15 protein-coding genes are annotated in these 18235 nt (G+C 74.5%); 9 read left to right on the forward strand and 6 right to left on the reverse strand.

Annotated elements, in window-relative coordinates; all coding sequences use genetic code 11:
* Positions 1-51 precede the first annotated feature (51 nt).
* Complete coding sequence (locus tag IF06_RS0106575) at positions 52-1065, forward strand: hypothetical protein (RefSeq protein WP_232236630.1); 1014 nt, start codon at positions 52-54, stop codon at positions 1063-1065.
* 51 nt (positions 1066-1116) lie between these two features.
* On the opposite strand, the gene IF06_RS0106580 is transcribed toward IF06_RS0106575, so the two are convergent.
* Both IF06_RS0106580 and IF06_RS0106585 read right to left on the reverse strand, forming a co-directional pair.
* Entirely contained in the window at positions 1117-2517 is a 1401-nt protein-coding gene (locus IF06_RS0106580) for a PQQ-like beta-propeller repeat protein (protein WP_030269608.1), read from the reverse strand.
* A gap of 19 nt (positions 2518-2536) precedes the next feature.
* On the reverse strand, positions 2537-4018 hold the full coding sequence (locus IF06_RS0106585) for a hypothetical protein (protein ID WP_030269610.1): 1482 nt from the start codon (positions 4016-4018) through the stop codon (positions 2537-2539).
* 254 nt (positions 4019-4272) lie between these two features.
* Here IF06_RS0106585 and IF06_RS0106590 point away from each other — a divergent pair, with 254 nt between their 5' ends.
* From IF06_RS0106590 to IF06_RS0106600, 3 genes are read left to right on the forward strand one after another with little or no spacing between them, the layout of a single operon-like run.
* Entirely contained in the window at positions 4273-5043 is a 771-nt protein-coding gene (locus tag IF06_RS0106590; RefSeq protein WP_013473339.1) for an SGNH/GDSL hydrolase family protein, read from the forward strand.
* A gap of 2 nt (positions 5044-5045) precedes the next feature.
* Positions 5046-5492 carry a hypothetical protein gene (locus IF06_RS0106595; RefSeq protein WP_030269612.1) on the forward strand — a complete coding sequence of 149 codons (447 nt, stop codon included), beginning with the start codon at positions 5046-5048 and terminating at the stop codon, positions 5490-5492.
* A 40-nt stretch (positions 5493-5532) separates the two neighbouring features.
* Positions 5533-6435 (forward strand): sulfurtransferase, encoded by a 903-nt coding sequence (locus IF06_RS0106600; RefSeq protein WP_013473341.1) that lies wholly within the window; start codon positions 5533-5535, stop codon positions 6433-6435.
* Between the two features lie 81 nt (positions 6436-6516).
* Here IF06_RS0106600 and IF06_RS0106605 read toward each other — a convergent pair whose 3' ends face one another.
* From IF06_RS0106605 to IF06_RS0106615, 3 genes are read right to left on the reverse strand one after another with little or no spacing between them, the layout of a single operon-like run.
* Positions 6517-7710, reverse strand: a complete 1194-nt coding sequence (locus IF06_RS0106605) for a hypothetical protein (protein WP_030269613.1) — start codon at positions 7708-7710, stop codon at positions 6517-6519.
* A complete protein-coding gene (locus tag IF06_RS0106610) occupies positions 7707-8237 on the reverse strand; it encodes a SigE family RNA polymerase sigma factor (RefSeq protein ID WP_013283278.1) in 531 nt (176 codons plus the stop codon). Before IF06_RS0106610 ends, IF06_RS0106605 begins: the two co-directional genes overlap by 4 nt.
* 16 nt (positions 8238-8253) lie before the next feature.
* The gene (locus IF06_RS0106615; protein WP_013283279.1) at positions 8254-8853 is read right to left on the reverse strand and encodes a TetR family transcriptional regulator; all 600 of its coding nucleotides are present in this window, start codon (positions 8851-8853) and stop codon (positions 8254-8256) included.
* Between the two features lie 91 nt (positions 8854-8944).
* Here IF06_RS0106615 and IF06_RS0106620 point away from each other — a divergent pair, with 91 nt between their 5' ends.
* Positions 8945-10090 (forward strand): FAD-dependent monooxygenase, encoded by a 1146-nt coding sequence (locus IF06_RS0106620; protein ID WP_030269614.1) that lies wholly within the window; start codon positions 8945-8947, stop codon positions 10088-10090.
* Positions 10091-10106: 16 nt separating this feature from the next.
* On the opposite strand, the gene IF06_RS0106625 is transcribed toward IF06_RS0106620, so the two are convergent.
* Entirely contained in the window at positions 10107-11378 is a 1272-nt protein-coding gene (locus IF06_RS0106625) for an MFS transporter (protein WP_030269615.1), read from the reverse strand.
* A 118-nt stretch (positions 11379-11496) separates the two neighbouring features.
* On the opposite strand from IF06_RS0106625, the gene IF06_RS0106630 reads away from it, so the two are divergent.
* The 4 genes from IF06_RS0106630 (at position 11497) to IF06_RS0106645 (ending at position 18227) form a co-directional block, all read left to right on the forward strand.
* The gene (locus IF06_RS0106630) at positions 11497-13290 is read left to right on the forward strand and encodes an HSP90 family protein (RefSeq protein WP_030269617.1); all 1794 of its coding nucleotides are present in this window, start codon (positions 11497-11499) and stop codon (positions 13288-13290) included.
* Positions 13283-16126 carry a hypothetical protein gene (locus IF06_RS0106635; RefSeq protein ID WP_030269619.1) on the forward strand — a complete coding sequence of 948 codons (2844 nt, stop codon included), beginning with the start codon at positions 13283-13285 and terminating at the stop codon, positions 16124-16126. The genes IF06_RS0106630 and IF06_RS0106635 overlap by 8 nt, the downstream gene beginning before the upstream one ends.
* Positions 16127-16197: 71 nt before the next feature.
* On the forward strand, positions 16198-16812 hold the full coding sequence (locus IF06_RS0106640; RefSeq protein WP_013283284.1) for a TetR/AcrR family transcriptional regulator: 615 nt from the start codon (positions 16198-16200) through the stop codon (positions 16810-16812).
* Positions 16813-16889: 77 nt separating this feature from the next.
* Positions 16890-18227 (forward strand): acetyl-CoA carboxylase biotin carboxylase subunit, encoded by a 1338-nt coding sequence (locus IF06_RS0106645; RefSeq protein WP_030269621.1) that lies wholly within the window; start codon positions 16890-16892, stop codon positions 18225-18227.
* The last annotated feature ends 8 nt before the right edge of the window (positions 18228-18235 follow it).

Below are 18235 nucleotides of genomic sequence, written 5' to 3' on the forward strand. Positions count from 1 at the left end.
GTCTGGGAGTGCATCAGAGACGCGCACCAACCAACCCCCGAGGATCGAATCGTGAACGTCATCGTCACCAGCGCCCGCGGACTACGTACCGTCGCCGCCCTCGCCGCCGCCGCGTTCGTCGCCGTGGGCGTGAGCGCCTGCGGCGACGGCGGGTCCACGCCGTCCGCCCCCGCAGCCGGGCAGTCGTCCGCCGCCGCACCGTCGTCCGCCGCCCCGAGCCCGTCGGACGCCTCCTCCGCCGCACTGCCCGGCACCCGGTACTACCTGTCGTTCGGCGAGCAGGCCGCGGAGGTGCACGTCGTCAAGGGCGGCACCGACCGGGTGAGCGCCAGCGTCCCGTACGGCGGCGGCGACTGCGTCCGGAACACCATCACCATCTCGCCGTACGGCGAGCGGCTGGCCTGGGTGGAGGGAGCAGCCGGAGCGGAGGCCGGCAAGCTCGTGACCACCCGGATCGACGGCAGCGACCGGGCCACCATCGCGACGGAGCCGCCCTTCTCCGGCAAGGCGCCCTGCGACGGCGGCGACCCGCTCGTGTGGAACACCAACGACCGGGTGCTGGTGCAGCAGGACGGCCACATGGCGCTCATCGACCTGAGCAGCCGCAAGCCCGCCGACGGCGACGCCGGCAACGAGACTCTGAAGTGGTGGACGCCGGACGGCCGCAACTGGGCCGCCGTCTCCGAGGGGCGGCCGTACGCGACGACCGACCCGAAGGTGACGTTCTACCGCTACACGCCGCCGACGGCCCAGGCGGCCCGCTACGACGGCTGGCGGGTCCGCAGCGTCTCGGCGGACGGCCGGTACGTGGCCGTCGGCTGGATCAACAAGGACGAGACCCGCAACGACGGGAGCTTCGCGGTGGTCGACACCAGGACCAGCAAGGTGGTCGACCTGCCCGGCACGGGCGAGGTGCGGAGCATCCTGTTCAGCACCGACGGCACGGTGCTGGTCCGGCGCGACAACGGCATCAGCGTTCTGGACAAGCGTTTCCAGCCGGTCGGGACGGTGACCGAGCCGGCCGGGCTGAGCGGGGCGCTGCTGCTGGCTTACGTGCCTGCCTGACGAAAGGCGACGCGGGGCGGGTCACCGACGGGTGGCCCGCCCCGTGTCTTTTCAGCGCAGCACGGTGATCGCCGCATCCGCTGTGACGTGCTTCCACGGCACCAGCACCACTGTGCCGTCTCGCTCCAGCACCTTCGCGTCGCTGCCCTCGGTGCCGGCCGACAGCGGCGCCTCGGCCACGACTGTGACCTCGCCGGTGGCCGGGTCGATCCGGACCAGCCGTGGCGCGAGGTCACGCCGGTCGCCCACCTCCCACGCCAGCAGGCCCTGTTCGTCGAGGCGGACGAGTTCCACCTCGCTGTCGGTGTGCCCGGCCGACACCCAGCGCCGATTCCCGGTGGCCAGGTCGATCGCCACCACCTGGTTGGCTTGGCGCATCTTGCCGCCGACGTTCGTCGCCTCGGTGGGCAGGTAGAGCGTGTCCGCGTCGGCCAGGTACGGCCGGATCCCCGGCCCGCTCACCGTGTTGGAACGGTTGACCGGCAGGTCGCTGAACCGCGTACCGTCGACGGGGTTGCCGAACGTGGCCCGCGCCTTGCCGGCGGCGTCGCGCGCGACGAACGTCTCGGTGCTCAGACCGGGCAGGCTGACCAGCGGGTCGACGCTCAGCACCCCGGCGCTCTGCTGCGCTGCGGGCAGTTTCTGCTGCCAGCGCGGCTTGCCGGTGGCCGGGTCCAGACCGAGCAGCGCGCCCCGGTCGCCGTCGCAGAGCGCGGTCACAACGGCCTGGTCCCCGGCGGCCTGCGCGTCGGTCAGGCGGCAGTCGCGGCCCGGCAGCAGCCGGTCGGCGTCGGTCTGCCACAGCCGCTTGCCGTCGGCCAGCGAGTAGCCGAGGACGTTCTCGCCGCTGCGGACGACCACCTGCCCGGCGGTCACCGACAGGTCCGGGGCGACGATCTCGGACCGGCCCGTCCGGCGTTCGACGGGGAACGTCGCCCGCCACGTCTGCGTGCCGGCGGCAGCGTCGAAGCCGACGATCGTGTCGCACGAGTCGGCGGAACCGAGCGCCACCACACCCCGCCCCTCGGCGAGCGTCTGCGCGGCCGCGCACAGCGAGGTCGCCTGGGGCGCGGGCACGCCCCACGCCTGGGCGCCGTCGTCGAGCCGGTAGGCGATGATGCCGTCCGGCTGGGCCCGGACCACCGCGTCGCCGACCAGCCAGGCGCCGAACATGTCCTGCCCGTCGTACGTCTTCAGCCCGTTGCGCTGCCGCTCCGGGAAGTCGAGCACCCAGGCGGTACGCAGCTTCCTCCCGTCGTCGTCATCGCCGCCGACCAGCCGGGACACGCCGTAGGCGGTGCCGGCCGCGACCGCGAGTACGGCCACCAGGCCACCGGCGACGAGCAACGCCACGCGTCCGCGCCGCTTCGGCGCCGCCGGCGGCGCACCGACCGGACCCGGCCATCCCGCCGGCGGGTACGCGGGCGGCGGCTGCTGGTGCTGGTACGTCATTCGTCGTCTCCGTTCCCGGTCAGCGCGCCTGCGCGCGGACATAGGCGGCCCAGCCGGCCTGGAACTCGTCGAGCGACACGCCCAGCACGTCCCGGGCGGCGCGGTCGGTCGGGGTGCCGCCGTAGACCGCCTCGACGAAGCGGAACAGCTTCACCTCGCCGTGCTTCTCGGCGAGGTGGTTCATCGCGGCGTGCCCGAGCCAGTAGTGGAAGCTCAGCCGGTCGGGGTCGTCCCACTCGCCGTTGCCGGGCAGCGTGCCGTTCCACCCGCCGCGGACCACCTGCCGGGCCTGCGCGGTGCGCTCGCTGGCACCGAGCGGGCGGCCGTGGAACGCGATGTACTCGGCGAAGCCCTCGACCACCCACTCGTCGAGCTTGCTGAACGCGTCCACAGCGGTCAGGTCGGTGCGGGGCGTCATCAGGGAGTGCGCCACCTCGTGCCGCAACACCATGCGGGCGTCGTTGTCGCCGCCGGTACGGGTGAAGTAACGGTCGCTGGTGTCCACCACGATGCGGGTGCCGCCGATCGTGTCCTTGCCGTCCTTGCGCTCGGCCGCGACCAGGCCCAGCGAGAAGCCCGCCTCGGTGGCCTTCTCGGTGCCGATCCGGTAGAGCGAGGTCATCTCGTCCTTGCCGTCGGCGAGCGTGATGACGAAGCCGCTCGGCACCGGGCCGGGCGGCCCGCTGGCCCGCCACACGGCCAGACCGTTCGTCACCGCCACATCGGCGGCCGGGGCGTACCGCTTCGCCACGCCGGCCCGGGCGGCGTCGGCGATGAGCAGGGCGTGCGGGGTCCGCTCGACGTGGATCTCTCGCCACTTGTCCCACGGACCGGGGTAGTGGACGGTCTTCGAGCCACCGTTCCCGGCGGCCGGAGCGCCGGTCACAGCGGTGACCCGGATCGGCGCGTCCTTGCCGGTGCGGACGATCGTCCAGCGGTACCACTCGGTGACCGGGGCCAGGTCGAAGCCGTCGAGCTGGTGCACGAACGAGACGTCGAGCTGGAACGTGACGCCCTGCCCGAAGGCGTCGCCGGCGCGGCCCTGCCGCTCGATGGTCTCGTAGCGGGCCACCGACAGCGGCAGCTTCCCCAGGTTGCGGAACAGCTGGGTCTGCCCGGCGATCAGCTCCTTACGGGCCGGGTCGAACGCGGCCAGGTAGCCGTCCAGATCCTTCGCCGCCAGCGCCTTGCTGTGCCGGTCGAGCAGGGCGGTCAGCTCGGCGTTCGTGACGGTGACGCCGTTCGCGCCGGCTGCCGCCTTCGGCGCCGGGCCCTCCTCGTCGTCGCCGCGCAGGCCCAGCCCGACGCCGACCGCCGTGCCGGTGCAGAGCGCAAGCGCGAGCGCACCCGCCGCGAGCCCGATCCAGAGCCCCCGGCGGGACTTCGGCGTCGCAGGCGGCGGCCCCCACGGTCCCGGCTGCGCGGGCGGCGGTGCTGCGGCGTACCGGGGGTCGGCGTTGCCGGGCGGTGGCCAGCCCGCCGGTGGGTGCCCCTGCGTCATGTGGTTCCTCGCTCGTGCCGTGTGCGGGACCGGCCGGACGGTTTCGCCCGGCCGGATGACGGCAGACATCATCCCCGGTCCGGACGACGGATTCTGCCCCGCCGGACGTGTCGGACGGATTTGTCCCCTCGGGTGGCTGTCGTGAACAGGACGTCGAGACATCCGCCACGTCCGGCGTCCAGGGTCAGCGGGACCGGTCCGCGCGGTGACAGACTGTGCGACGCACTTCTGCCGGGACGTCTGAGGGAGGCGCCGTGCGCTGGCGCAGCTACGTGGCGGTGGGCGACAGCTTCACCGAGGGCATGGACGACGCGTATCCGGACGGCAGCTACCGGGGCTGGGCCGATCTGGTCGCCACCCGCCTCGCCGCCGAGGCCGGGCCCGACTTCGGGTACGCCAACCTGGCCATCCGCGGCCGGCTGTTCCCCAACGTGGTGGCCGAGCAGGTGCCGTCCGCGCTGGCCATGAAGCCCGACCTGATCAGCTTCGCGGCCGGCGGCAACGACGTGCTGCGCCGCAGCTTCGACCCGGACTCGTTCGTCCCCCGCTTCGACTCGGTCGTGCAGCGGCTGCGGTCCGGCGGCAGCGACGTGGTGCTGTTCCGGTTCGCCGACGTGATGGCCCGGCTGCCCGGCCAGCGGCTGGTGGCCCCCCGGGTCGCGCTGCTCAACCGCGCGGTCGGCGAGGTGGCCGAGCGGCACGGCGCGATCCTGGTCGACCTGTACGCCGACGACACCTACCTCAACCCGCTGCTCTGGAGCACCGACCGGCTGCACCTGTCGGCCGCCGGCCACCGCCGGGTCGCGGCCCAGGTGCTCACCGCGCTCGGCATCGGCTGCGAGGAGGAGTGGCTGATGGTGCCGCCGCATCCGGCGCCCAGCCCGTGGCTCGCCGCGCGCGCCGCCGACCTGCGCTGGGCCGGCCGGCACCTGGCGCCGTGGATCAAGCGCCGGCTGACCGGGCGGTCCTCCGGCGACTTCGTCACCGCCAAGCGGCCGGTGCTCGGGCCGGTCGAGCGCGACTGAGCGTGCGTACCGTCCACGCCGCCGACCTGCTGCGGCTGACACCCGACGACCCACCCCGCACCGGGCTCGCCGTCGTGGTCGCCGGTGACCGGGTCGAGGCGATAGTGCCCACGGCCGAGCTGTCCGGCGCGTACCCCGGGGTGCGGGTGCGGCGGTGGGCCGGCACGCTCGGGCCGGCGCTCGTGCACGACGGCCCGCTGCCGCCGGCGCCCACGCCCCGCGAGCGGGTGCACGCGCTGTTCCGGCTCGGCGTGGCCGCAGTGCTCGACGAGCACGTCACCGACCCGGCGCTGCGTTCCGCGGCGGCCCGCAACGAGGTGGCGGTGCTGCCCGCCGCCCGGCCGCCCGCGCTGGTGACCGGCGGGCGCGCCGACCTCGCCGTGCTCGACGCGGACGGCTCCTGCCTGGCGACAGTGGTCGCCGGCCGCCTGGTGCACCGCCGCGCCTGACCGGCACCGCACCGCGCTGATCCGGCGTACCTTGGGGATCATGCCTGTGCCGAGCGATCCGCATCCCCACCTCCAGTCGTACGCCGACCCGCAGCGCCTGGTCACCACCGAGTGGCTGGCCGAGCACCTGGGCGACGAAGGGCTCGTGGTGGTCGAGTCCGACGAGGACGTGCTCCTCTACGACACCGGCCACATCCCCGGCGCCGTCAAGGTCGACTGGCACACCGAACTCAACGACCAGGTCACCCGCGACTACCTGGACGCCGCGAGCTTCGCCGAGCTGTGCGCGGCCAAGGGCATCGGGCGGGACGACACAGTCGTCTTCTACGGCGACAACTTCAACTGGTGGGCCGCGTACGCCCTCTGGGTCTTCTCCCTCTTCGGTCACCAGGACGTACGGCTGCTCGACGGCGGCCGGCAGAAGTGGATCGCCGAGGGGCGGGAGCTGACCCGGGACAAGGTGAGCCGGCCCCGCGCCTCGTACCCGGTGCCGGAGCGCAACGACGCGCCGATCCGCGCGTACCGGGAGCAGGTCATGGCGCACGTGGCGGCCGGGCGGCCGCTGGTGGACGTGCGTTCGCCCGGCGAGTACACCGGCGAGATGCTGCACATGCCGGACTACCCGCAGGAGGGCGCGCTGCGTGGCGGGCACATCCCGGGCGCGGTGAGCAAGCCGTGGAAGTCCGCCGCGAACGATGACGGCACGTTCAAGTCCGCCGACGAGCTGCGCACCATCTACGGCGACCAGCTCGGGCTGAGCCCGTCCGACGACGTGGTCGCGTACTGCCGGATCGGCGAGCGGTCCAGCCACACCTGGTTCGTGCTGCACCACTTGCTCGGGTTCCCGCAGGTGCGCAACTACGACGGCTCGTGGACCGAGTGGGGCAACCTGGTCCGGGCCCCCGTCGTGAAGGGCGACCAGCCCGGCGGCCTGACCCGCTGAGCGTCCCGGCCGGTCCCGCCGTCACCGCGGCGGGACCGGCCGGTTCCGCTGTTACGCCGGTCCGGCCGCCTTCCGGACCGGTCAGCGGGCGGTTATCGACAGCCGGCCGGGGACGTTGCTCGCCACCCAGTCGACGGCGCCGGTCTCCGGCCGCCACCGGGCCAGCCCGGCGTCGTAGCGGAGCAGCACCGCGCCGTCGGCGGTCCAGCCGTGCACCTCGCAGCACCCCTTGGTCCGGCCCTCGCGCCCGAGGTCGAGCAGGCGGGTCACCGCGCCGGTACGGGCGTCCAGCACCGCCACGCCCTCGGCGCCGCTCATCGTGCCGGCGGCGCCCGCGGTGGTGGTCCACCCGGCCTGGGCGATCCGGTCGCCGCGCTGCCAGCCCCGCCCGTAGACCTCGTTCAGTTGGTAGCCGGGGGGAAGCTCCCCGGCGGTCACCGGCCGCCGCTCCGGCGCGCCACCGGAGGCGGGGAACCGGCGTACGGCCAGGCCGCCGTCCCCGGACCAGCCGCCGACTGTGAACAGGTCACCGGACCGGGCCGGCTCGGGCACGACGAGCGTCCACGGGTCGACCGCGAGCTTCCGCGCCGACCCGGTGCGCCGGTCCAGCTCGTACGTGGTGTCGTTGTCCCCGACCAGCAGCCGGTCCCCGGCCCAGAGCACGTGTTCCAGGTAGCCGGTGAGCGGATAGCGGCGGACCGCGCCGTCGGTCAGGCCGACCACGACCACCTCACCGGTCTGCGCGAACGCGGCGGTCCGGCCGTCCGGCGACAGGCTGCCCGGCTTCAGCGGAGTGGCCTCGTTGCCCTCGGCGTCGCGGGTGGGCGCGAGCGTCACCACGTCGAGTTCCCGGACCATGCCGTCGTCACCCAGCACCCGGACCGGACCGGCGTCGCCGGTCTGCGGGTCGACCGGCTGGTACAGCGCCAGCGCCCGGCTCACCGGGCGGTCGGAGAGGGCGAAGGCGACCCGGTCGCCGAGCCGGCCCAGCGGGTCGCCCGCCTCGCCGAGCCGGTCCGGGGGCCGCTGCACCACAGGCGCGCTCGGTGCCGCCGTCACAGTCGGGCGGGGCGGTGCGGCCGGTGGCGGGCCGGAGCGGTGCAGGAGCGCGGTCGTACCGCCGCCGAGCAGGACCACGGCGACGGCCGCGGCGCCGGCGGCCCGGCGGGCGCGGCGGACCCGTCCGGCCCGCTCCCATCCTGCCTCGGCGGCCCGGGTCGGCCGGATCTCCTCGGCGGCCCGGGTCAGCAGCCGGGTCAGCTCGGGTTCGCTCACGGGTTCGCCTCCATCCCGGTCACCAGGCCGTCTCCGGACGTGCCGGGGGCGGGTACGACGTCGCGCAGCTTGCGCAGCGCGTCGTGGCACTGGCTCTTGACGGTGCCGACGGTGACGCCGAGCGCCTCGGCGGTGGCGACCTCGGTCAGGTCCTCGAAGTAGCGCAGCACCACGACGGCCCGCTGACGTGGCGGCAGCCGGTCCAGCGCGGCGCGCACGGTGAGCCGCAGCGCCGCGTCGGCGTCGGCTCCCGGCCGGTCCGGTGGGTATGCGCTGAGCCACTCCCGGCGTCGGCGCCGCCACCAGGAGACGGCGTCGCGGTAGAGGATGGCGCGCACGTACGCGGCCGGGTCGCCGTCGCGCACCGACGGCCAGCGCAGCGCCAGCTTGAGCAGCGCGTCCTGGAGCAGGTCCTCGGCCTGGTGGCGGTTCCCGCAGATCAGGTACGCGGCGCGCAGCAGCCGGTGCTGGTGCGACTCGACGAAGGCGAGGTAGTCCGCCCGCCCGTCGTCCGCGTCACGCCCCATCCGGCTCCTCCCTCCGTCACCCGCCAGACGCGCGGGACGGGGGCAAAGGTTGGGTCAGGTAGCGCTGAATCGTCGGGCCGACCCAGTCGGCCAGTTCCTCGGGGTCGAGGTCCACCACGGGTGGCAGCCGGACGACGTACCGGGTGAGCGCGAGACCGAGGATCTGACTGGCCACCAGACCGGCCCGGCGGTCGGCGGTCGCCGGGTCGGCACCGGATCGGGCCACCGCGGTGGCGAGCTGGCCGGCGAAGATCCCGCGCATGCGTTCGGCCGCGCCGGGGTTGGTGGCGGCGGCCCGGAGCAGGGCGACGAGTGTCCCGTCCGCCTCCCAGCGGCGTACGAAGTGCCGGGTCAGTGTCTCGCCGAGCCGGTCCGGCGGCACCTCGGCCAGGTCGGGCAGGCGCAGGTCGAACTCGGCCGCCGCGGCGAACAGCCCCTCCTTGCTGCCGTAGTAGCGCATCACCATCGACGGGTCGATGCGGGCGTCGGCGGCGATGGCCCGGATGGTGGCCCGGTCGTAGCCGTCGGCGGCGAAGCGTTCCCGGGCGGCACGCAGGATGGCCGCCCGGGTGGCGTCCGAGCGGCGGGTGCGGGTGGCGGGTTCGGTCACGTCCACGACTGTATGCCAACGCGTGTTGACATCGGCTCTACAGTGAAGTCAACAGGCGTTGGCAAACAGTTGTTGACCGAGCCCGGAGGTGGAAGCGATGCTGCCCGAACGCACCGACGTCCTCGTGGTGGGAGCCGGGCCGACCGGCCTGGCCGTGGCGGTCACGCTCGCCCGGCACGGGGTGACCGCTACTGTCGTCGACCGGCTCGCCGAGCCGCCGGTCACCTCGCGCGCCGCAGTCGTGCACGCCGGCACCCTGGAGGTGCTGGACCGGATCGGGGTCGCCGCGCCGCTGGCCGCGCGAGGGCTGCACTCGGCCCGGTTCAGCGTCCGCGACCGGGACCGGGTGCTGGTCACCGTCCCCTTCGACAGGTTGCCGTCGCGCTACCCGTACGCGCTGCTGATCTCCCAGGCCGAGACCGAGGCGGTGCTCACCGACCAGCTCGCCGCGCTCGGCGGGCGCGTGCTGCGGCCGTACGAGATGACCGGCCTGGACCTCGACGGCGACGGCGCCGTCGCCCGCTTCGACGGCGGCCGCGCGGTCCGGGCACGCCGGGTCGTCGGCGCGGACGGGATGCACAGCCGGGTCCGCGAGCTGGCCGGCATCGGCTTCGGCGGCCCGGCCGACCCCGGGGAGTCGTTCCTGCTCGCCGACGTCCACGTGGACAGCGCGCTCCCGCGCGACCAGGTGAGCCTCTTCCTGTCCCGCCGGGGCCCGCTGGTCTGGGCGCCGCTGCCCGACGGCACGGTCCGGCTGGTCGCCACTGTGGACGACGCGCCGCGCGACCCGCAGGCGCACCACTTCCAGGCGCTGCTGGACGAGCGCGGTCCGGCGCGCCGGCCGGACCGGGTCACCGGCATGGCGTGGGCGTCCCGGTTCCGGATCCACCACCGGATCGCGAGCACCTACCGGTCCGGGCCGGTGCTGCTCGCCGGGGACTCCGCGCACGTGCACAGCCCGGCCGGTGGGCAGGGGATGAACCTCGGCCTGCGCGACGCGGTCGCCCTCGGCGACGCGCTCGCCGCCGGCCCGCAGGCCCTCGACGGGTACGCCGCCGACCGTCGCCCCCGCGCCGAGGAGGTGCTCGGTTTCGCCGCCGGGCTGACCCGGCTCGCCGCCGCACCGCCGGCCGTGCGACCGCTGCGGAATCTGCTGCTCCGGACGGTCTCCACGCTCCCGCCGGTCCGTCACCGGATCGCCGTTCGCCTGGCCGGCTTCGAGCCCGCGCGGCCCGGTGGCTGACCCGCGGGGCGGGTGATCAGTGCGGTGGCGCGGCGGGCGGGCCGGTGCGCGCTCGGAAGGTCACCCAGACGGCGGCCGTGACCAGGGCGAAGACCGCGGCGGCCGCCCAGGGGACAGGCGTCAGGCCGAACGCCTGGGCGGCGAGACCGGCCAGCACCGCGCCGGCCGGTGCGGCGGCCAGCCCGGCCACCCGCTGTGCCGCGCCCACCCGGCCGAGCAGATCCGGGGGTACGTGCCGCTGCCCGTACGCCGCCCGCAGGCTGTTCCAGATCGTGGAGCCGGCGGTGAACCCGGCCATCGCGAGGCCGCCGGTCAGCGGGTGCCGGGCCAGCGCGAATCCGGCCAGCGCCAGCGTCTGACCGAGCAGCACGACACGCAGCGTGGGCAGCGTGCCGAAGCGGGCGGCCAGCCGTCCGGCGAACAGCGCGCCGCCCAGCCCGCCCGCGATCGCGCCGGCCGCGAACAGCCCGTACGCCGCCTCCGGCACCCGAAGCACGGCCAGCGCATAGAGCACGAGCACCGAGGCCAGCCCTCCGATGGCCAGATTCGACCCGGCCGTCCCGACTGTCAGCGCCCGGAGAACCCGATCCCGTCGAAGAAACCGAATCCCCTCCCAAACCCCACCCTTGTTCTCGTTGATCTTGCGGTTGTGGCCCCTCGCCTGTCCTTTTTGTGCGGCTTTGCCGGGGCGGAAAGTGCAAGATCGGCGGGGAGTCGGGGCGGGGATGGCGAGGATGAGGACGGCGGCCAGGGCGAAGGTCAGGGCGTCGGCGGTGAACGGGAGTGCGGGGGAGACGGCGAAGAGGACACCGGCCAAGGGGGCGCCGACGAATCCCCCCGCGACCGCGGTTCCGGCCTGGAGGCGGGCGTTGGCGCCCGCCAGCCTTTCGGGTGGCACCACAGTGGGCAGCAGCGCGTACGCGGACGCGTCGAAGAGCGTGCCCAGCAGGGCGAGCAGCGAGGCGACGACGACCAGCGTGGCGATCCCGGCGTGCCCGGTCGCCACGGACCAGGCCAGCGCCGCCACCACCACGGCCCGCCCCCCGTCCACCACCGCCATCGTCCGCCGCCGGTCCCACCGGTCCGCGTACACGCCGCTGAGCAGGCCGAACAGCAGCGGCGGAAGGAGCCCGGCCACTGTCACCGCGGCTACCGCGCGAGGGTCGCGGGTGAGCGTGGCGGCCAGCAGGGCCAGAGCCGGCGTACGCAGGGAGTCCCCCACCTGCGAGCAGACGGCGGCGGACCAGAGCAGCCGGTAGTCGCGGCCCGGGACGGCGGTGATCGTCATGCCGGGAGACGGTGTGCCCTGCACCCGGTGGAGGGTCAAGCCGCCGGGGTGAAACGGGACGGACACTGTCGGCGCTGACCGGTACGGTGAGCGCCGAAAATCCGAACCGGGAGCGCGATTGGACCGCACCTTCCAGGTGGACCTCCGTGGCGTGGTCGACCTGCTCAGTCATCACCTCTACGGCAGTCCGCGGGTCTACGTGCGCGAGCTGCTCCAGAACGCCGTCGACGCGATCACCGCGCGCCGGTCCACCGAGCCGAAAGCCCCGGCCCGGGTCCGCATCGAGCCGCCGGAGCTGACCGGCGACGGGACGCTGCGCGTGCACGACACCGGCATCGGCCTGACCGAGGCGCAGGTGCACGAGCTGCTCGCCACCATCGGCCGCAGCTCCAAGCGCGACGAGCTGGGCTTCTCCCGGCACGAGTTCCTCGGCCAGTTCGGCATCGGTCTGCTCTCCTGCTTCCTGGTGGCGGACGAGATCCGGGTGGTCACCCGGCACGCCGACGAGCCCACAGTGCTCTGGACGGGCTGGTCCGACGGGCGGTACGCGGTACGGCTCGCCGAGCCGGAACAGGCCCGCGACGAGCCCGGCACGACAGTCACGCTGGTGCCCCGGCGCGACGCCGACCAGTGGCTCGGCGTACCCACTGTCACCGAGCTGGCCCGCCTCTACGGCGGCCTGCTGCCGGTCGACGTGCGGGTCGGTGACACGCCGACCACCGCCGGCCCGCCGCCGTGGCCGACCACGCCCGGTGCGCCGGTGGACCGGGCCGCCCTCCAGCGGTACGCGCAGGAGCTGCTCGGCTTCGCCCCGTTCGACGTGGTGCCGCTGTCGGTGCCCGAAGCCGGCCTGACCGGCGTGGCGTTCATCCTGCCCGCCGCGGTGAACCCGGCGGCCCGGGCCGGGCACCGGGTCTACCTCAAGCGGATGCTGCTCAGCGAGCACGCCGACGGGCTGCTGCCCGAGTGGGCCTTCTTCGCCCACTGCGTGGTCGACGCCAGCGAGCTGCGGCCCACCGCCAGCCGCGAGGCGCTCTACGAGGACGCGCTTCTCACCTCCGTCCGGGAGGCGCTCGGCGACCAGATCCGCGGCTGGCTGGTCCGCCTCGCCAAGCACGACCCGCGCCGGCTCGGCGAGTTCCTCCAGGTGCACCACCTCGGCGTCAAGGCGCTCGCGATGCACGACGACGAGATGCTGCGGCTGGTCGACCAGTGGTGGCCGATGGACACCAACGTCGGCACGATGACGCTCACCGAGTTCCGGCAGCGGCACGGCGTGCTCCGGTACGCCGCCAGCCTGGACGAGTTCCGCCAGCTCGCCGCCGTGGCCGCCGCGCAGGACGTGGCGGTGGTCAACGGCGGCTACACGTACGACACCGAGCTGATCGAACGGCTGCCCACAGTGGACCGGTCGGTGCTGATCGAGCGGCTTGAGCCGAGCGACCTGACCACCCGGTTCGAGATCCTCGACCCGGCGACCGAACTGGCCCTGCGGCCGTTCCTCACCGCCGCGCAGCGGGCCCTGGAACGGCTCGGCTGTGAGGTCGTGATCCGGGCGTACGACCCGGTCTCGCTGCCGGCGCTCTACCTGGTGTCCCGGTCGGCCGCGTTCCACGACCAGCTCGCCGCCAGCCGGGACAGGGCCGACGAGCTGTGGGGCGGCGTGCTCGACGCGCTCGCCGCCTCAGCGCCGCCGGACCGCCCGCAACTGGTGCTCAACCACCGCAACCCGCTGGTCCGCCGGGTCACCACGCTCGCCGACCCGGAGCTGGTCGGGCTGGCCGTCGAGGCGCTCTACGGGCAGGCCCTGCTGCTCGGGCACCACCCGATCCGGGCGGCCGACGCCGCACTGCTGAACAGTTCCTTCCTCGGCCTGCTCGGCCGGGCCGTACCGGGAGAGACCCGTGACTGACGACGACCTCTGGCGGATGCACCACGAGATCGAATCCATGCCGTACGGGCCGGGGCAGATCGCCGCGCTGGAGCAGTTGCTGCGCCGCGCCGACGCGGGCGACGACAGGCACCTCGCCTTCGCCGCCCGGGTCACCGGCACCACCGCGTACGTCTACGGCGGCGAACCGGCGAAGTCCTTCGTCACGTTCTCCTGGTGCCTGGCCGAGTACGACAAGGATCCGCAGCCCTACCACCAGCGCTACACGCACCAGCTGCTCTGGTTCTTCAAGTACATGGTCAACGCCATGGTGAAGTTCCCGGAGCTGCCGCTGGACCGGACGTACGCGGTGCTCGACGACATGGAGCGGCGTTACCGCGACTCCGGGCACTCGCTCCAGGCGGTCTACAAGCACCGCTACCTGGTGGCCGCGCACCTGGGCGACGACGAGGCGGCGGAGCAGTGGTACCGCAAGTGGATGACCACCCCGCGCGACACGCTCTCCGACTGCGCCGGCTGCGACCCGACCACGCAGGTCGCGCACCTGGTGCGGCACGGCCGCCACGAGGAGGCGGTGGCGCTGGCCGAGCCGGTGCTCGCCGGGCGGCTCACCTGTAGCGAGCAGCCGCAGGGGATCCTCACCGCGCTGCTCACGCCCTACCGCGAGACCGGCCGCACCGACGCGGCGCGGGACGCGCACCGGGAGGCGTACCGGCGGGTGCGCGGGCACCTCGCCGACCTGTGGGACATCGCCGACCACGTCGAGTTCTGCACCGTGACCGGCAACGAGGCCCGCGCCCTGGAACTGGTCGAGCGGCATCTCGACTGGCTGGACCGCGCGCCCACCCCTGCCGCCGCGATGCACTTCGCGGCCGCCGCCTCGGCCGCGCTGCGTCAGGTGCCGGCCGAGCTGACTGTGCACCGCCGCGCCTCCGGCGAGCGGCCGGCCGCCGACGTGCCGGCGGGTGCGCTCGCCGACGAGCTGGCCGGTACGGCGACCGCGCTGGCCGAGCGGTTCGACGCGCGCAACGGCACCACGCACCAGTCCGGCCTGATCGCCCGCAAGCTGGCGGCCGGGCCGGTCGGCGAGCACCTGCCGCTCTCCGCGAGCCTGCGCCGCCCGGCGGTGCCCGCCGCGCGGACCGGCTCGGACGCGCCGGTGGCCTCTCCGCAGCCGGTGACGGTGCCCGCCGACGCCGGCGCGGACGAACTGCTCGCGCTGGCCGAGGAGTGCTGGCGCACCAACCGCCGGGACGGCCTGGTCGCCGCGTTGCACGCGTACGACGAGCGGTTCGGTGACGCCGACGTGCCCGCGACCACCCGCGCCTGGCGGCTGGAGCTGCGGGCCGGTGAGCTGTCCCAGGACGACGACGGCGTGCCGGTGGCGATCGAGGTCAACCGCGAGGCGCTCGCCGCGTGGCGGGAGGTGCCGGACCCGCTGCGCGCCCAGGTGGTGGCCGGGCGGCTCGGTGTGCTGCTCAGCATGGTCGAGGAGAGCGCGGACGAGGGGATGGCCCTGGCCCGGGAGTCGGCCGGCTACCTGACCGAGCACGGCGAGCCGCGTGACCGGGCCGCCGGCTGGGACCGGCTGGCCCTCGCCCACGTGCACCGCGAGCAGTGGGCGGAGGCGCTCGACGCGCTCGACCGGGCCGAGGCGGAGGCGGACGCCGATCCGTGGCTGGCCGGGCGGGTCGCGCTGCACCGCACGCACGTGCTGGAGCAGTTGGAGCGGGCCGAGGAGTTCCGGGACGCGGCGGCGCGGTCCCGCCGGCTGGCGGGCGAGCTGGGCGACGCCGAGATGCTCACCGGTGCCTGCCTGGCGTACGCCCGCGCCACCGACGACCCGGCCGACGCGGTGGCCGCGTGCGAGGAGGCGCTGTCGGTCGCCCCGGCCGGCGCCCACCTGCCGCTGCGGGTCACCCGGGGCCGGGCGCTGATGGCCGCCGACCGGGCCGGCGAGGCGGTGGAGGATCTGGCCGAGGCGGTCACGCTCTGCGTCGAGCAGGGGCTGGAGGGCGACGCGCTGCTGCGCTGGGAGCTGGCCGAGGCGTACCGGGTGGCCGGTCGGCTGGCCGAGGCCGCCGAGGTGGCCGAGGAGGCGGTGCTCGGGCTCGACCGGGCCGGCGCGCAGGCCGAGGCGGACCGGTGCCGGCACATGCTGGCGGGCATCTACGCCGGCCTCGGCGAGACGGATCTGGCGCTCACGGTGCTCGACACGCTGGCCGAGAACCTGGACGGGCCGGACAATCTCCCCCACCGGGCGCAGGTGCTGGAGGAGTCCGGTGGCCTGCTCTACGACGCCGACCGGGACGCCCTGGCCGCGCAGCGGTTCGCGGCGGCAGCGACCGCCTGGCGGCTGGCCGGCTTCCAGGTGGACGAGCTGCGGGCCCGGCGGCGGGAACTGCTCGCCCTGCACTGGTCCGGCGACCTGCCGGCCGCGGTCGCAGCGATCGAGCGGGTGGACGAGGCGGCGGCCGCGCTCCCGGCCGAGGCCGACGAGGCGCCGGTGGTCACGTACGAGCGGGCGATGGCCGCCGACGCGGTGGCCCGGGTGCTGATCGGCGAGGATCGTCTCACCGCCGCGCTGGACCGGGTGGACGGGGTGCCGGAGCGCCTCCGGTCGATCGAGGCGTTCGGCGAGGCGGCGCAGGTCGAGGTGCTGACCGGTGAGCTGCTGCTGCGCGACGGGCGGCCGGAGCAGGCCGAAGGGCTGCTGCGCCCGGTCCTGGGCGGGCTGCCCAGCGGTTCCCGTCCCGCCACGCAGGCCGCCTGGCTGCTCGCCCGCGCGCTCGACGAGCAGGGCCGGGAGGCCGAGGCGTCGAAGGTCCGCGCCGACCACGGCATCGAGGAGGACTGACACGACGGGCTGGGGCAACCGTTGGGTAACCGCGGCTGCCCCAGTTCGAACGCGAGGTCTAGGCTGGTCCGGTGGCGGTGGAACAGCAGGCACGGGGTGCGGCGGGTGCGGCCCGGCGCCGGTCCCGGCGGGACGAGATCCTGGAGATCGCGGTCGGCCTCTTCGCGGCGCGCGGCTACCACGGTGTGTCGATGGACGACATCGGCGCGGCGGCCGGGGTCACCGGTCCCGCGCTCTACCACCACTTCGCCGGCAAGGAGGCGATGCTCGTCGCCGCCCTGATCCCGGTGAGTGAGGGGTTGCTCGCGGGCGGGCGGGAACGGGCCGCCGGTCACCCGGGCGACCCGCGTGCGGCGCTGGAGTCGCTGATCGACTTCCACGTCGACTTCGCGCTGGCGAACCCGGCGGTGATCGCGTTGCACCTGCACGAGCTGGACCGCCTCCCGGACGAGCCGCGCCGCCGGATCCGTCGGCTCCAGCGGATGTACGTCGAGGAATGGGTCACCGTGCTGACCGCGCTGCACCCCGGCCTGCCCGACGGCGCGGCCCGGGTGCTCGCCCACGCGGCGTTCGGCCTGATGAACTCGACGCCGTTCCTCGGCGGCGAGGTGGACCGCCGGCGCCGGGCCGAACTGCTGCGCGGCGCGACCCTCGCGGCCCTGCTCGCGCCCACCGACCCGACCTGACACGCCGCGCGTACCTTAACGCGTGTTAAGAAGAGACCCCGGCTTTGCGTCGAGAAGGGGTCACGTCCGTGCAGAAGATGATCGAATCGTTGTTGGTCGCGAATCGGGGGGAGATCGCGCGGCGGATCATCCGCACCGGTAGGCGGCTCGGGATCCGGACGATCGCGGTGCACTCGGAGGCCGACGGCGCGCTGCCGTTCGTGACCGAGGCCGACGAGGCGGTCTGCGTCGGCCCGGCGAACCCGGCCCAGAGCTACCGGAACGTCGAGGCGATCCTCGACGCCGCCCGGAGCACCGGCGCGCAGGCGATCCACCCCGGCTACGGCTTCCTGTCCGAGAACGCGGACTTCGCCCGTACCGTCGAAGGGGCCGGCCTGATCTGGGTCGGGCCCGGCGCCGACGCGATCAGCGCGATGGGCGACAAGATCAACGCCCGGAACCTGATGGCGGCCGCGGGCGTGCCGGTCGCGCCCGGCACCACCGAACCGGCGAGCGACCTGGACGCGGCGGTCGCGGCAGCCGCGGAGATCGGCTACCCGGTGATGGTCAAGGCCGCCGCCGGTGGCGGCGGCATGGGCATGGGCGTGGCCGCCGACGAGGCGGCGCTGCGCACCGAGTACGACAAGGTCCGCGCGTTCGCCGAGCGGATGTTCGGCGACGGGTCGGTGCTGATCGAGCGGTACTTCCCCCGGGTGCGCCACGTCGAGGTGCAGATCCTCGGCCTGGCGGACGGCCGGGTGGTGGCGCTCGGCGAGCGGGAGTGCTCGGTGCAGCGGCGCAACCAGAAGCTGGTCGAGGAGTCGCCGTCCCCGGCGGTGTCGCCCGAGCTGCGCGAGCGGTTCCTGGCCGCCGCAGTGCGGGCCGGCGAGGCGGTCAATTACCGCAATGCGGGCACTGTGGAATGCCTGCTCGATCCCTCGACGCAGGAGTTCTTCTTCCTGGAGATGAACACGCGGCTGCAGGTCGAGCACCCGGTCACCGAGTACGTCTACGGCGTCGACCTGGTCGAGGAGCAGTTGCGGGTGGCGTCCGGCCTGGCGCCGACGTTCGACCCGGACGCGCTCACCCCGCGCGGTCACGCCATCGAGCTGCGGATCAACGCCGAGGACCCGAAGCGCTTCCTGCCCGGCCCGGGCGCGATCACCACCTGGAACGAGCCGTCCGGCACCGGCGTCCGGGTCGACTCCGGCTACGTCGCCGGCAACACCGTCACGCCGTTCTACGACAGCCTGATGGCCAAGCTGATCCTCACCGGGGCGACCCGCGAGGAGGCGGTCGAGCGGGCGCGGGCGGCTGTCGCCCAGTTCGAGATCGCCGGCCCGAAGTGCAACCTGCCGTTCTTCGCCGAGCTGCTGGAGAACCCGGAGTTCCTCTCCGGCGACTACGACACCGGCATCGTCTCCCGGATGCGCTGACCTTCGAC

Origin of the sequence: Micromonospora globosa (assembly GCF_000717585.1) — a bacterium.
Taxonomy (GTDB): domain Bacteria; phylum Actinomycetota; class Actinomycetes; order Mycobacteriales; family Micromonosporaceae; genus Micromonospora; species Micromonospora aurantiaca.

What these genes read in the sequence shown, in the direction of transcription:
- IF06_RS0106580 (WP_030269608.1), bottom strand. Translation starts at nt 2,517, where the DNA reads ATGACGTACCAGCACCAGCAGCCGCCGCCCGCGTACCCGCCGGCGGGA.
- IF06_RS0106585 (WP_030269610.1), bottom strand. Translation starts at nt 4,018, where the DNA reads ATGACGCAGGGGCACCCACCGGCGGGCTGGCCACCGCCCGGCAACGCC.
- IF06_RS0106600 (WP_013473341.1), top strand. Translation starts at nt 5,533, where the DNA reads ATGCCTGTGCCGAGCGATCCGCATCCCCACCTCCAGTCGTACGCCGAC.
- IF06_RS0106610 (WP_013283278.1), bottom strand. Translation starts at nt 8,237, where the DNA reads ATGGGGCGTGACGCGGACGACGGGCGGGCGGACTACCTCGCCTTCGTC.
- IF06_RS0106620 (WP_030269614.1), top strand. Translation starts at nt 8,945, where the DNA reads ATGCTGCCCGAACGCACCGACGTCCTCGTGGTGGGAGCCGGGCCGACC.
- IF06_RS0106625 (WP_030269615.1), bottom strand. Translation starts at nt 11,378, where the DNA reads ATGACGATCACCGCCGTCCCGGGCCGCGACTACCGGCTGCTCTGGTCC.
- IF06_RS0106645 (WP_030269621.1), top strand. Translation starts at nt 16,890, where the DNA reads ATGATCGAATCGTTGTTGGTCGCGAATCGGGGGGAGATCGCGCGGCGG.